14 protein-coding genes are annotated in these 12,740 nt (G+C 69.1%); 11 read left to right on the top strand and 3 right to left on the bottom strand.

Annotated elements, in window-relative coordinates:
• Positions 1 to 1,773: HAMP domain-containing protein (locus AC1DYN_RS21885; protein WP_477963226.1), on the bottom strand; the 1,773-nt coding region annotated here is incomplete at its 3' end.
• A 258-nt stretch (positions 1,774 to 2,031) separates the two neighbouring features.
• On the opposite strand from AC1DYN_RS21885, the gene AC1DYN_RS21880 reads away from it, so the two are divergent.
• From AC1DYN_RS21880 to AC1DYN_RS21860, 5 genes are read left to right on the top strand one after another with little or no spacing between them, the layout of a single operon-like run.
• Positions 2,032 to 2,418 (top strand): response regulator, encoded by a 387-nt coding sequence (locus tag AC1DYN_RS21880; RefSeq protein WP_477963225.1) that lies wholly within the window; start codon positions 2,032 to 2,034, stop codon positions 2,416 to 2,418.
• Between the two features lie 24 nt (positions 2,419 to 2,442).
• On the top strand, positions 2,443 to 4,173 hold the full coding sequence (gene kaiC / locus AC1DYN_RS21875; protein WP_477963224.1) for a circadian clock protein KaiC: 1,731 nt from the start codon (positions 2,443 to 2,445) through the stop codon (positions 4,171 to 4,173).
• Positions 4,170 to 4,481 carry a circadian clock KaiB family protein gene (locus AC1DYN_RS21870; protein WP_477963223.1) on the top strand — a complete coding sequence of 104 codons (312 nt, stop codon included), beginning with the start codon at positions 4,170 to 4,172 and terminating at the stop codon, positions 4,479 to 4,481. The genes kaiC and AC1DYN_RS21870 overlap by 4 nt, the downstream gene beginning before the upstream one ends.
• Positions 4,482 to 4,494: 13 nt before the next feature.
• Entirely contained in the window at positions 4,495 to 4,812 is a 318-nt protein-coding gene (locus AC1DYN_RS21865) for a circadian clock KaiB family protein (RefSeq protein WP_477963222.1), read from the top strand.
• A gap of 7 nt (positions 4,813 to 4,819) precedes the next feature.
• Complete coding sequence (locus tag AC1DYN_RS21860; protein WP_477963221.1) at positions 4,820 to 7,360, top strand: PAS domain-containing hybrid sensor histidine kinase/response regulator; 2,541 nt, start codon at positions 4,820 to 4,822, stop codon at positions 7,358 to 7,360.
• Here AC1DYN_RS21860 and AC1DYN_RS21855 read toward each other — a convergent pair.
• Positions 7,325 to 7,846: a DUF421 domain-containing protein gene (locus tag AC1DYN_RS21855; RefSeq protein WP_477963220.1), complete on the bottom strand. Its 522-nt coding sequence runs from the start codon at positions 7,844 to 7,846 to the stop codon at positions 7,325 to 7,327. The two genes, AC1DYN_RS21860 and AC1DYN_RS21855, sit on opposite strands and share 36 nt — an antisense overlap.
• A 1-nt stretch (position 7,847) precedes the next feature.
• The gene (locus AC1DYN_RS21850) at positions 7,848 to 8,369 is read right to left on the bottom strand and encodes a hemerythrin domain-containing protein (RefSeq protein ID WP_477963219.1); all 522 of its coding nucleotides are present in this window, start codon (positions 8,367 to 8,369) and stop codon (positions 7,848 to 7,850) included.
• A gap of 178 nt (positions 8,370 to 8,547) precedes the next feature.
• On the opposite strand from AC1DYN_RS21850, the gene AC1DYN_RS21845 reads away from it, so the two are divergent.
• The 6 genes from AC1DYN_RS21845 to AC1DYN_RS21820 all read left to right on the top strand — a co-directional run bounded on the left by AC1DYN_RS21845 (position 8,548) and on the right by AC1DYN_RS21820 (position 12,740).
• On the top strand, positions 8,548 to 8,763 hold the full coding sequence (locus AC1DYN_RS21845; RefSeq protein ID WP_477963218.1) for a hypothetical protein: 216 nt from the start codon (positions 8,548 to 8,550) through the stop codon (positions 8,761 to 8,763).
• Between the two features lie 109 nt (positions 8,764 to 8,872).
• Entirely contained in the window at positions 8,873 to 9,214 is a 342-nt protein-coding gene (locus AC1DYN_RS21840) for a four-helix bundle copper-binding protein (protein WP_477963217.1), read from the top strand.
• 14 nt (positions 9,215 to 9,228) lie between these two features.
• Complete coding sequence (locus AC1DYN_RS21835) at positions 9,229 to 11,580, top strand: catalase (RefSeq protein WP_477963216.1); 2,352 nt, start codon at positions 9,229 to 9,231, stop codon at positions 11,578 to 11,580.
• 103 nt (positions 11,581 to 11,683) lie between these two features.
• Entirely contained in the window at positions 11,684 to 11,857 is a 174-nt protein-coding gene (locus AC1DYN_RS21830; RefSeq protein ID WP_477963215.1) for a hypothetical protein, read from the top strand.
• Between the two features lie 60 nt (positions 11,858 to 11,917).
• Positions 11,918 to 12,154 (top strand): hypothetical protein, encoded by a 237-nt coding sequence (locus AC1DYN_RS21825; protein ID WP_477963214.1) that lies wholly within the window; start codon positions 11,918 to 11,920, stop codon positions 12,152 to 12,154.
• Positions 12,155 to 12,473: 319 nt separating this feature from the next.
• Positions 12,474 to 12,740 carry a hypothetical protein gene (locus AC1DYN_RS21820; RefSeq protein ID WP_477963213.1) on the top strand — a complete coding sequence of 89 codons (267 nt, stop codon included), beginning with the start codon at positions 12,474 to 12,476 and terminating at the stop codon, positions 12,738 to 12,740.

The following is a 12,740-nucleotide window of genomic DNA, read 5'->3' as shown; positions in this document are numbered from 1 at the left end:
CTTCTTGGACAGGTCGCCGGCCGCGACCGCGGTGGTCACCTCGGCGATGTTGCGCACCTGGCTGGTCAGGTTGCCGGCCATGAAGTTGACCGACTCGGTCAGGTCCTTCCAGGTGCCGGCCACGCCCTGCACGTCGGCCTGGCCGCCCAGCTTGCCTTCGGTGCCGACCTCGCGCGCCACGCGCGTCACCTCGGCGGCGAAGGAGCGCAGCTGGTCCACCATCGTGTTGATCGTCGCCTTCAGGTCGAGGATCTCGCCCTTCACGTCGACGGTGATCTTCTTGGACAGGTCGCCGGCGGCCACSGCCTTGGTCACGTCGGCGATGTTGCGCACCTGGCTGGTCAGGTTGCCGGCCATCGAGTTGACCGARTCGGTCAGGTCCTTCCAGGTGCCGGMCACGCCCTKCACCTCGGCCTGGCCRCCSAGCYKGCCYTCGGTGCCSACCTCGCGCGCGACGCGCGTCACCTCGGCGGCGAASGAGSRCAGCTGGTCGACCATCGTGTTGATGGTGTTCTTCAGCTCGGAGATCTCGCCCTTCACGTCGACGGTGATCTTCTTGGACAGGTCGCCGGCCGCGACCGCGGTGGTCACCTCGGCGATGTTGCGCACCTGGCTGGTCAGGTTGCCGGCCATGAAGTTGACCGACTCGGTCAGGTCCTTCCAGGTGCCGGCCACGCCCTGCACGTCGGCCTGGCCGCCCAGGATCCCTTCGGTGCCGACCTCGCGCGCCACGCGCGTCACCTCGGCGGCGAAGGAGCGCAGCTGGTCCACCATCGTGTTGACGGTGTTCTTCAACTCCAGGATCTCGCCCTTCACGTCCACCGTGATCTTCTTGGACAGGTCGCCGGCGGCCACCGCCTTGGTCACGTCGGCGATGTTGCGCACCTGGCTGGTCAGGTTGCCGGCCATCGAGTTGACCGAATCGGTCAGGTCCTTCCAGGTGCCGGACACGCCTTCCACCCGCGCCTGGCCGCCCAGCGAGCCTTCGGTGCCCACCTCGCGCGCCACCCGCGTCACTTCGGAAGCGAAGGAGCGCAGCTGGTCCACCATCGTGTTGATCGTGTTCTTCAGCGTCAGGAACTCGCCCTTGACGTCCACGTCGATCTTCTTCGACAGGTCGCCCTTGGCCACCGCGGTGGTCACGTCGGCGATGTTGCGCACCTGGTCGGTCAGGTTGCCGGCCATCGAGTTGACCGAGTCGGTCAGGTCCTTCCAGGTGCCGGCCACGCCCTTCACCTTGGCCTGGCCGCCCAGCTTGCCCTCGGTGCCGACCTCGCGCGCCACGCGCGTCACCTCGGCCGAGAAGTTGCCCAGCTGCTCCACCATCTTGTTGATGGTCTTCGCGGTGCGCAGGAACTCGCCCTCGAGTTCGCGGCCCTCGACCTCCAGCGCCATGCTCTTGCTCAGGTCGCCCTGGGCCACCGCGCCGATCACGCGCGCGACCTCGCTGGTCGGGTGCACCAGGTCGTCGATCAGCGCATTGATCGACTCCATCGACGCGCCCCAGAAGCCGCGCGTCTCGGTCAGCACCGCGCGCTGCTTCAGCTTGCCTTCCTTGCCCACCACCTGGCGCAGCCGGCCCAGTTCGTCGGCCATCGCGGCGTTCTGCTCGACCAGGTCGTTGAACACGCCGGCCACCTTGCCCGGCAGGCCCTCCCAGTGCAAGGGCAATCGCACGCTGGCGTCGCCGCGCCGCAATTGCGTCAGGGCGGCCAGCAGGGTGGCCATTTCGCGCTCCGGGGTCGCGACCTCGGTGAGTTCGAGCACTTTCATGAACGGGACTTCCTGAAGTTGAAAAAGCGCGTGCGCAATCTTCCGCAGACTACCGCCGCGTCGTCGCGTTCTGATGACGGACGGCACGAGAAGCGTTTGTAGGATGAGGACTACACACCCGGCCTGGCACCCGGCAAACCCGCATGTTCGCAGGGTTTGTGCGTCCTCACCCATCCGACAGCCGGCCCGCGCACAGCGTCTTGCAGGAGATCCCGGCAGCGTAGACTTTTCCCCCATGGCTTCGCCGGAGTTCCCGATTTGAAAGCGGTCACCGTCCTGTACGTCGAAGACAACGACGACCTGCGCCTGAGCATCTCCATGTTGATGGAGCAGCCGGGGCGCGAGCTGACCGCCTGCGCGAACGGCGAGGAAGCGCTGGCGCTGTGCGCCGAGCACGACTACGACATCGTGATCACCGACGTCAGCCTGCCGGGCATCTCCGGCACCGACCTGGCCCGGCAGCTGCTCGCGAAGCAGCCCGAGCGCTGGCTGGTGCTGTGCTCCGGCTACGAGTTCGGCGAATGGGTCCGCCAGTTCGGCCCGAACGTGCGTGCGCTGCGCAAGCCGTTCGAGCCCGAGGACCTGGACGCGTTGATGGACGAGATCACGGCTGCGGTGAAGGCCCGTGGCGGCGCGTCCGAGTGAGCGAGTGAAAGAGAGGTTCCCCGCATGGCCCAGCGAGCACGGAAGAAGACCACCCCCCGGCCTGGCGCGGACGCACCGCGCACGCTGCCCAAGACGCCCACCGGCATCGCCGGCCTGGACGAGATCACCGAAGGCGGCCTGCCGACCGGCCGGCCGACGCTGGTGTGCGGCGCCGCCGGCTGCGGCAAGACCATGCTGGCGGTCGAGTTCCTGGTGCGCGGCGCCACGCTGCACGGCGAGCCGGGCGTCTTCATGAGCTTCGAGGAAAGCGGCGGCGACCTGGTGGCCAACATGCGCTCGCTCGGCTTCGACCTGGAGAAGCTGCAGCGCGACAAGCTGCTGGCCATCGACCACGTGAGGATCGAGCGCAGCGAGATCGAGGAGACCGGCGAGTACGACCTCGAAGGCCTGTTCATCCGCCTGGGCCATGCGATCGAGCGCATCGGTGCGAAGCGGGTGGTGCTGGACACCATCGAGGCGCTGTTTTCCGGCCTGCCGAACCAGGCGGTGCTGCGCGCCGAGCTGCGCCGGCTGTTCCACTGGCTGAAGGACCGCGGCATGACGGCCATCGTCACCGCCGAGCGCGGCGACAACACGCTCACGCGCTATGGCCTCGAAGAGTACGTGGCCGACTGCGTGCTGCTGCTCGACCACCGCATCGTCGACCAGGTGTCGACGCGGCGGCTGCGCATCGTCAAGTACCGCGGCTCGTCGCACGGCACCAACGAATACCCGTTCCTGATCGGTGACCGCGGGCTGTCGGTGCTGCCGATCACCTCGCCGCGGCTGGACCAGCCGGCCTACGCCGAGCGCGTGTCCACCGGCGTGCGCGGCCTCGACGAGATGCTGGGCGGGCAGGGCGTCTACCGCGGCAGCAGCGTGCTGGTGTCCGGCAGCGCCGGCACCGGCAAGAGCAGCCTGGCCGCCAGCTTCGTCGACGCGGCCTGCAAGCGCGGGGACAAGGCGGTGTTCTTCGCGTACGAGGAATCCGACAAACAGCTGCTGCGTAACATGCGCTCGATCGGCCTCGACCTGGAGCGCTGGCAGAAGAAGGGCCTGCTCGACATCCACGCCTCGCGGCCGACGCTGCACGGGCTCGAGCAGCACCTGGTCGCGATGTACGAGACGGTGCGGCTGGTGCAGCCCGCGGTGGTGGTGGTCGATCCGATCAGCAACCTGACGATGCAGGACGGCGACTCGCTGCTGAAGGCGACGCTGGTGCGACTGATCGACTTCCTGAAGTTCCAGGGCGTCACGTCGGTCTTCACGACGCTGACGCACAGCGCGCCGAACGGCGCCGTCCACCTGTCCGACATCGGCATCTCGTCGCTGATGGACAGCTGGGTCGTGCTGTCCAACCTCGAATACAACGGCGAGCGCACCCGCACCGTGCAGGTGCCCAAGTCGCGCGGCATGGCGCATTCGAACAAGGTGCGCGAGTTCGTGTTCAGCGACCACGGCGTCGACCTGATCGACGTGTTCGTCGCCGACCAGCGCGTGCTGACCGGCTCGGCGCGGCAGTCGCGCGAGGAGCAGCAGAAGGCCGCCGCGCGCTGGCGCGAGCGCGACCACGAGCAGCGGCTGCGCCAGCTGGCGAACCAGCGCCAGCTGCTGGATGCGCAGATCGCCGGCCTGCTGGCCGCGGCCGATGCGCGCGAGGTCGAGCTGGCGCTGGCCATCGAGCGCGAGACCGCGGGCATCGCCGATGCCGCCGCGGCGTCGGCGCGCGGCAGGAAGCAAAGGCGGCCCTCATGAACGCACGCGACACGACGCTGCGCAAGACCAAGCCCGAGTGGCAGCTGAAGCTGTACGTGGCCGGCCACACCACCAAGTCGATGGCGGCCTTGCAGAACCTGAAGCACATCTGCGAGACCCACCTGGCCGGCCGCTACGAGATCGAGGTGGTCGACCTGCTGGTCAACCCGCAGCTGGCGGCGGGCGACCAGATCCTGGCCGTGCCGACACTGGTGCGCAAGGTGCCCGAGCCGATCCGCAAGATCATCGGCGACCTGTCCAACGAGGAGCGCGTGCTGGTCGGCCTGGACGTGCGGCCGCTGCCCTGAAACGCATGCTGCGATGACCCCACGCGCACCGAGCACGCCCCCGATCGAGTTGCGCTTGTACGTGACCGGCGCCACGCCGGCATCGGCACGCGCCGTCGTCAATGCGCGCCGCTTCTGCGAGGCGCACCTGGCCGGCCGCTACCGGCTCGAGGTGCTCGACATCGGCGAGCACGTCGAACGCGCCACCGCCGACCAGATCGTCGCGGCGCCGACGCTGATCCGGCTGCGGCCGCAGCCGGTGCGCCGGTTCATCGGCGACCTGTCCGACGAGGCGCGGCTGCTGCGCGGCCTGGCGCCCGAGCTGTTGCAGCAGGCGGACTCGAGCCTGTGAGGCCTCGATGACGGGCTTCGACTTTTCCCGCCTGCGCGAGCTTCTCGCCGAGAACGATGCGCTGCGCATCCGCCTGGAGGAGGCCGAGGACACGCTGGCGGCGATCCGCAGCGGCGACGTCGACGCGATCGTCGTCGGCAGCGACGTCTACACGCTCGATTCCGCCAACGCCGCCGACAACAAGCTGCGCCGTGCGGTGCTGTCGCAGATGGAGGACGCGGTGCTGGCCTTCGACGACGCCGACCACCTGATCCTGATGAACGCCGCCGCCGAACGGCAGTACGGGCAGGGCGCGTCGATGCTGCTCGGGCGCCCGCGCGAGCAGCTGTTCCGCGAGGCCTGGCCCGACGACGCGCTGCGCGAGGCCTGCCGTCGCGAGCTGCGCGACAAGGGGGCCTACCGCGCGCGGCTGGTGCACGTGAAGCGCAACGACGAGGTGCTGCATGTCGAATGCACCGTTTCGCGGCTGCGCGATGGGCAGGGCCAGCCGATCGGCCAGCTGTGCGTGATCCGCGACGTCAGCGCGCGCGTCGCCGCCGAGCAGACGCTGCGCGCCGCGGCTCAGGCGCTGTCGCGGCGCGAGCGCGAGTTCTCGACGCTGGTGGAGAACTCGCCCGACATGTTCGCGCGCATCGACCGCGAGCTGCGCCACGTCTACGTGAGCCCGGCGGTGCAGCGCTACCTGGGCGTGGTGCCGAACGAGATGCTGGGCAGGTCGATCGGCGAGCTGGGCCTGCCGCCGGGCGTCGCGGCGCAGTGGGGCGCCGCGCTGGCGCAGGTGTTCTCGGCCGGTCGACTGGTGCGGCTGAACTACGCGATCGACGATGGCGACGGCGAGCGCTTCTTCCATGCGCGGCTGATGCCGGAGTTCTCGGACGACGGCAGCGTCGAGTCGGTGCTGGTGATCGCCTCCGACGTGACCGAGCAGGCGCTGGTCGATGCCGCGTTCCACGAGAGCCAGGCGCGGCTGCAGTTCACGCTCGCGTCGGCGCGCATCGGCGAGTGGGAGCTCGACCTCGCCACCGACACCGCGACCACCTCGCTGCGCCACGACCTGTGCTTCGGCTACGAGCAGCCGGTGGGCCAGTGGGGCGCGCGCGTGATGCTGTCGCACCTGCACCCCGGCGACCGCGAGCGCGTGGCCGCGCTGCTGCAGACCAGCGAGGCATCGCACCACGACCTGCATTTCGAGGCGCGGGTGATCTGGCCCAACGGCTCGCTGCACTGGGTCGAGTTGCACGGCGTGTTCTATGGCGGCGACAGCGACGGCCGCGGCCCGAGCCGGCGCCTGCTCGGCATCGTGGCCGACATCACCGACCGCAAGCTGGCCGAGGCGGCCCTGCGCGACAACGACCGCCGCAAGGACGAGTTCATCGCGACGCTGGCGCACGAGCTGCGCAACCCACTGGCACCGATCCGCAATGCGCTGCAGATCCTGCAGCGCAGCCCCGATGCGGCGGCGCAGGGGCATGCGCGCGACGTGATCGAGCGGCAGCTGGGCCAGATGGTGCACCTGGTCGACGACCTGCTGGACGTGAGCCGCATCAGCCAGGGCAAGCTGGAGCTGCGGCGCGAGCGCGTCGACCTGGCCGGCGTGCTGCGCACCGCGGTCGAGACGAGCCGCCCGCTGATCGACGCGAGCCGCCACCGCCTGAGCGTGATGCCGCCGCCGGCCGGCGAGCTGTGCGTCGACGGCGACACGACCCGGCTGTGCCAGATCGTGGCCAACCTGCTGAACAACGCGGCCAAGTACACGCCGGACGGCGGCGAGATCGCGCTGTCGGCCTGGCGGGAAGAGAGCGCGCAGGACTCGCGGGATGCGGAAAGCGGGGTGGCGGTGATCGAGGTCAAGGATTCGGGTGTCGGCATCGCGCACGAGATGCTGCCGCGCGTGTTCGACATGTTCGCGCAGGTCGACCGCTCGGTGGCGCGCGCGCAGGGCGGGCTCGGCATCGGGCTGGCGCTGGTGAAGCGGCTGGTCGAGATGCACGGCGGCAGCGTCGATGCGCAGAGCGACGGCGCGGGCCGCGGCTGCCGCTTCGTCGTGCGGTTGCCGCTGCTGGCGGCCGAGCTGCCGCACCTGGCCATGTCGCCGGCGCGCCCGGTGGAGCCCGCGCCGGTAGCGGCGCCGGATGCGGTGCCGGCCGTGCGGCAGGTGCTGGTGGTGGACGACAACGTCGACAGCGCCGAGAGCCTGGCCGAGGTGCTGGGGATGCTGGGCCACGTGGTGCACGTCGAGCACGACGGCCCGCGGGCGCTGGCCGCGGCCGAGCGCTTGCGGCCGCACGCGATCGTGCTCGACATCGGCCTGCCCGGCCTGAGCGGGCTGGAGGTGGCGCAGCGCATCCGCGCGCAGGCCTGGGGCCGCGGGATGCTGCTGGTCGCGCTGAGCGGCTGGGGCCAGGCCGAAGACCGGCAGCGCTCGCGCGACGCCGGCTTCGACGCGCACTTCGTGAAGCCGGTCGACCTGGACGAGCTGATCGCGACACTGGAGCAGTCCGCGGCCGGCGCTTCAGGCGCCGGGGGGCTGCTGCTCGACGGCCGCTGAGCGGCGGCGCCGGCCGTCCGTCGTGATGACCGAGAAGCGCCCGTCCGATTCCATGAACGCGGCCCGCACGTCGGACAGCGCGCTGACCCCGTTCTGCCGCAGCTGCGACTGCAGGTCGTCCAGCGTCAGGAATTCTTGCCGCAAGTTGCGGTGCAGCACGCGGCCGTGCCGCACCAGCAGCAACGGCCGCGGCTCGGCAAAGCGGCGCACCGCGTCGAAGCGGAACGTGGCCCAGTCGAGCAGCCAGTTCCAGCCCATCAGCGTGAGCACCAGCACGCCGCCCTCGGCAACGGTGTCGTAGCCGCCGGCCATCGCGTTCTGCGACGCATCGGCGATCAGCACCACCAGCAGAACGTCGGCGATGCCGACCGATCCGACATCGCGCCGCAGCACGAAGCGGAACATCAGGAACAGGAACCAGTAGATCAGCGTGCCGCGGAGCACCAGCTCCAGCGGCGCGACGTGGAACGCGAACAGCGCGTCCAACTCAGTGGGCTGCCTCGACCTTGGCGAGCAGTTCCTGCTTGCGGGCCTGCATCTGCTCCCCCAGCTCCTTCAGGTCGAGCCGGGCGCGCACCTTGGGGAACAGCTCGTTCTGCTCTTCCTTCACGTGGTGGTTGATGTACTCGCCGAGCACCTTGACCTTGGCGTCGTACATGTCGTCGTCGGGCGAGCTGGACTGCAGCTGCGCGATCAGGTCCTTCGCGCTCGCGTGCTCGACCGCGGCTTCGTCGATCAGCCCGTCCTTGTCCTGCAATGCGTCGCGGCAGGCGGGGTAGAACAGCTCCTCCTCGATCTGCGCGTGCACCGTCAGCTTGTTGCAGATGTCGAGCGCCAGCGCCTCGCGTTGGTCGGCGGGTGCCTCGGCCTTGGCGAGCTTGTCGTACTCGGCGAAGAGCTTCTTCACCTCGGTGTGATCGGCGCGCAGCAGCTGGATCGCGTCGGGCGTGGCGGCCTTGCGGGTGCGCGGCGCGGCGTGGGAGCGGGCGGCGGTGTGGGACGTGGGCATGTCGACTCCTTGGCAATGGGCTGGGAAGGAAATGGAAGGCCCTCAATCTACCCAGCGGCCGCGCGAACGCTGTAGGAGAAATCCGCTTGTGGCGGTGCGACGGTGTGCCGTCGTGCGGCATGGCCGCTCGGGAACACCGTTTGCCCCCCGAAAGGATCGAATGCCCGAGGAGACGACCATGAGCAAGCCCGGCAACACATCCTCCGGGACGACCCCGAAGCCGCGCGGCATCCACGATGCCGGCAGCCCGGACACCAAGCACGGCCCGAAGGCAGGCACCAACCCCGATGGCGCGACGCCGGCCGAGCTGCCGTCCGCCGACGCCGCGAAGGCCAGCCTGCACAAGCCCGCCCCGCCCGACCTGCAGTCGGGCAAGCCGCGCAAGACGCCTTGACGGCCGGCCTGCGGGTCCGGCATGACGAACCCATGAACCGACCCCTGCTGCGCGCCGCAGCAGGGGGCACCGCCTTGATCGGCCACCCATCCACCCCGGGAGATCCACGATGAAAGACCAAGCCCTCGATGCCTGCCTGGCCGCCTGCCAGACCTGCGCCACCGCCTGCCTGCAATGCGCGATCGGCTGCCTGGACGAGCCCGGACCGCAGCCGATGAAGCGCTGCATCGCGCTCGACCTCGACTGCGCCGATGCATGCCGCCTGACCGCCGCCTACATCGCGCGCAACAGCCCGCACCTGGGTGACGCGTGCGAGCTGTGTGCCCACCTGTGCGAGGTGTGCGGCGACGAGTGCGCGAAGCACCCGATGGACCACTGCCGCGCCTGCGCGCAGGCCTGCCGCAGCTGTGCCGAGGCGTGCCGCGCGCTGGCCGGCCGCGGCCACCTCTGAACCGGAGCCCTGACATGCCCAAGAATCCCGCAAAGTCCGCCGCCCGGCGCGGCCCGATCGCCCCCGGCCCCGCCGGGCAGGCGCGCCAGGCGGCCGAGGTGCAGGCGCTCGCCAGCGCCATCCCGTACAACGCCAACAAGCCGCACGAGATCGGCCGCGACAACGCGCTCGCGCCGCCGCCGGGCCAGCGCAGCAAGCCGCCGTCGGCATCCACCGGCGCCGGCACGCTGACCGAGGCCAACGACAGCGGCAAGACCGGCGAGGGCGGCATCGACGTGCCGTCGCACGAGGGCTTCGGCGACCTGCAGCGCGTGCGCGCCGAGGCCGGCGACGAGGTGCTGACCACCAACCAGGGCGTGGCGATCGGCGACAACCAGAATTCGCTGAAGGCGGGGCTGCGCGGGCCGGCGCTGCTGGAAGACTTCATCCTGCGCGAGAAGATCACGCACTTCGACCACGAGCGCATCCCCGAGCGCATCGTGCATGCACGCGGCTCGGCGGCGCACGGCTTCTTCGAGTGCTACAAGCCGCTGTCGAAGCTGACGCGGGCCGCGCCGTTCGCCGAGGCGGGCAAGGTGACGCCGGTGTTCGTGCGTTTCTCGACCGTGGCCGGCGAGCGCGGCTCGATCGACACCGCGCGCGACATCCGCGGCTTCGCGGTCAAGTTCTACACCGACGAGGGCAACTGGGACCTGGTGGGCAACAACATCCCGGTGTTCTTCATCCAGGACGCGATGAAGTTCCCGGACCTGGTCCACGCGGTGAAGCCCGAGCCGCACAACGGCATGCCGCAGGCGGCGTCGGCGCACGACACGTTCTGGGACTTCATCTCGCTGATGCCCGAATCGACCCACGTGGTGATGTGGGCGATGTCCGATCGTGCGATCCCGCGCAGCTACCGGATGATGCAGGGCTTCGGCGTGCACACGTACCGCCTGGTCAACGCGCGCGGCGAGTCGAGCTTCGTCAAGTTCCACTGGAAGCCGCTGCTCGGCACGCACTCGCTGGTGTGGGACGAGGCGGTGAAGATCGCCGGTGCCGATGCCGACTACCACCGGCGCGACCTGTGGGAAGCGATCGAGGCGGGCGAATACCCCGAGTGGGAACTGGGCCTGCAGGTGTTCAGCGAGGCGCAGGCCGAGAAGTTCAGCTTCGACGTGCTGGATTCGACCAAGATCATTCCCGAGGAGCTGGTGCCGTTGATGCCGGTGGGCCGCATGGTGCTGGACCGCAACCCGGACAACTTCTTCGCCGAGACCGAGCAGGTGGCGTTCTGCGTCGCGCACGTGGTGCCGGGCATCGACTTCAGCAACGACCCGTTGCTGGCCGGGCGCTTCCACTCGTACGTGGACACGCAGATCTCGCGGCTGGGCGGGCCCAACTTCCACGAGATCCCGATCAACGCGCCGCTCGCGCCGGTGCACAACAACCAGCGCGACGGCATGCACCGCCAGGCGCTGAACCGCGGCCGCGTGGCCTATGAACCCAACTCGCTGGGCGGGGGGTGTCCGTTCCAGGCCGGTGCGAAGGGCTTCGTGTCGTTCCCGCAGCCGATCAACGGCGAGAAGCTGCGCGGCAAGCCCGAGAAGTTTGCCGACCACTACACGCAGGCGACGCTGTTCTGGGACAGCCAGACGCCGGTGGAGAAGGCACACATCGTCGGCGGCTTCCGCTTCGAGCTGAGCAAGGTGACGGTACCGGCGGTGCGCGAGCGCATGGTGGCGTCGCTGCTGAACGTGTCGAAGGCGCTGGCCAAGGCGGTGGCCGACGGACTGGGCATGCCGCTGCCGCCGCCCTTGCCGCGGGTGCTGCCGAAGCCGGCCAAGCCGGAGGTGAAGGTATCGCCGACCTTGTCGCTGACGGCGCGGCCCGGCGATGGCGGCATCCGCACGCGCAAGATCGCGCTGCTGGTGGCGCATGGCGTGGCGGGCAAGCCGATCGCGAAGTTGATGGCGGGCCTGCAGAAGGCGGGGGCGGTGCCGACGCTGGTGGCGCCGCGCATCGGCGCAGTGTCGACCTCGGACGGCGAGCCGCTGCTCGCGACCGGCTCGATGGAGAACTCGCCGCCGGTGCTGTTCGATGCGGTGGTGCTGCCGGACGGGTCGGCCGGTGTCGACGTGCTGCTCGGCCTGGGCCACGCGCTGGAGTACGCGAGCCTGACGTGGCGCCACGGCAAGACGCTGCTGGTGCTGGGCGCGGGGCGGGCGCTGATGGAGAAGGCAGGGGTGCCGCTGATGCTGGGCAATGGCGAGCCGGACCCGGGCGTTCTGCTCGGCAAGGGCGACGACAAGACGATCCAGGCCTTCATCGCGGCCGTGGCGAAACACCGGCATCCGCAGCGTGAAGGGGATCCGCCGCGGGTCTGAAGCGGGCGGCACTTTCGGGACTTGCAAGCGGGACATTTGGACGCTACCGGAGCGCAGAGGGGGCTGCTCAACTGCAGTCCCTGTTCTGCCACCAGGAATCCCGATGCCGACCTTCCGACCTGCCTTGCGCGGTTTGCGCTGTGCGACCGTGTTTTCGACGATCGCGGCGCTGGCTGCGCTGCGGTGTGGGGAATTCAAGCGCGTGTCGTTGTCGGCGTCTCGCAGCACGCTCGACGACGGGCCCGCGCCGGCTGCGGTCCAGCGCTACTACCAATGATCGGCGACCTGGGTCCGGCTGGATACCTGACAGCAGAATCAAGTGGAAAGGAGGCAACTGATGAAGGCGCAACGCAATGTGCTGTATGACTCTGCCCAGTGGTTCTTCGATAGTGCAGGGAGTGGCCTGATGAAGCTCTCAGCCGATGCAGCCATCAGAGTTTGCTTGACGGCTGCAAGTCGAGGACTGGTTGTTGCGCGCATCGAGGGAGGGATCTGGCATCACCCAGGCTTTGAAGCACGTGGTGACTGCATCTGGGACGGTGCAAACCCCCCCCATCGACCCGACGGCAGCTGAAGCCAACAACCAGGTCGCAGCCAATTTCATCAGAGAGGAATGCCGAGAACATGACGTGTTCGTCGTGACCGCGCCACCCTTGTCCGGCTGGCCGCACGGAAGTGGCAAAGCGCCGCTATGAAGGTGGAGGAACCTGGAAGAGTCGCCAGCCTTGGAATCCACGATCGCAGCTATTTGCAGGGATCTGGCTGTCACAACGGAGCCTGACACCATTCCCACAGGATCCGGTTCTGACTAGGGGCATCCTTCGCCGCAGGGTGCCTCCAACGATGTAGCAGCGAGATGCGGTCCAGAAATCCTAACAGTCAAGGAGCAAACAATGAGAGCAGACGACATCTGCGAGAGATACGCGCGCCAACGCGTGGGCCTCACCTTGAAATTGTTGAAGAAGGGCGATGCGGCGCGACCCGACACGGTGTTGATCCAGGGATCGGCAGATGCGCTGATGTTGCTTGCCGAATTGCTGCTTGCCGTTGCCACCCAAACACCGGACGACGGTTTCGGAATCTCCCCGTTCGGTGACGGGAAGATCCACTTTTCGTCTGCGGCCGAACTCGGCCTTTACATCCATAGACTGCCGGGCTGA

This window comes from Rhizobacter sp. P2_D12, assembly GCF_056404395.1.
This window is presented reverse-complemented; position numbering and strand designations above follow the sequence as displayed.

Bases quoted from the DNA above. Each gene is read 5' to 3' on its own strand.
- kaiC (WP_477963224.1), top strand. From the start codon at position 2,443: ATGGCCCAGCGAGCACGGAAGAAGACCACCCCCCGGCCTGGCGCGGAC.
- AC1DYN_RS21870 (WP_477963223.1), top strand. From the start codon at position 4,170: ATGAACGCACGCGACACGACGCTGCGCAAGACCAAGCCCGAGTGGCAG.
- AC1DYN_RS21865 (WP_477963222.1), top strand. From the start codon at position 4,495: ATGACCCCACGCGCACCGAGCACGCCCCCGATCGAGTTGCGCTTGTAC.
- AC1DYN_RS21860 (WP_477963221.1), top strand. From the start codon at position 4,820: ATGACGGGCTTCGACTTTTCCCGCCTGCGCGAGCTTCTCGCCGAGAAC.
- AC1DYN_RS21850 (WP_477963219.1), bottom strand. From the start codon at position 8,369: ATGCCCACGTCCCACACCGCCGCCCGCTCCCACGCCGCGCCGCGCACC.
- AC1DYN_RS21845 (WP_477963218.1), top strand. From the start codon at position 8,548: ATGAGCAAGCCCGGCAACACATCCTCCGGGACGACCCCGAAGCCGCGC.
- AC1DYN_RS21840 (WP_477963217.1), top strand. From the start codon at position 8,873: ATGAAAGACCAAGCCCTCGATGCCTGCCTGGCCGCCTGCCAGACCTGC.
- AC1DYN_RS21835 (WP_477963216.1), top strand. From the start codon at position 9,229: ATGCCCAAGAATCCCGCAAAGTCCGCCGCCCGGCGCGGCCCGATCGCC.
- AC1DYN_RS21830 (WP_477963215.1), top strand. From the start codon at position 11,684: ATGCCGACCTTCCGACCTGCCTTGCGCGGTTTGCGCTGTGCGACCGTG.
- AC1DYN_RS21825 (WP_477963214.1), top strand. From the start codon at position 11,918: ATGAAGGCGCAACGCAATGTGCTGTATGACTCTGCCCAGTGGTTCTTC.
- AC1DYN_RS21820 (WP_477963213.1), top strand. From the start codon at position 12,474: ATGAGAGCAGACGACATCTGCGAGAGATACGCGCGCCAACGCGTGGGC.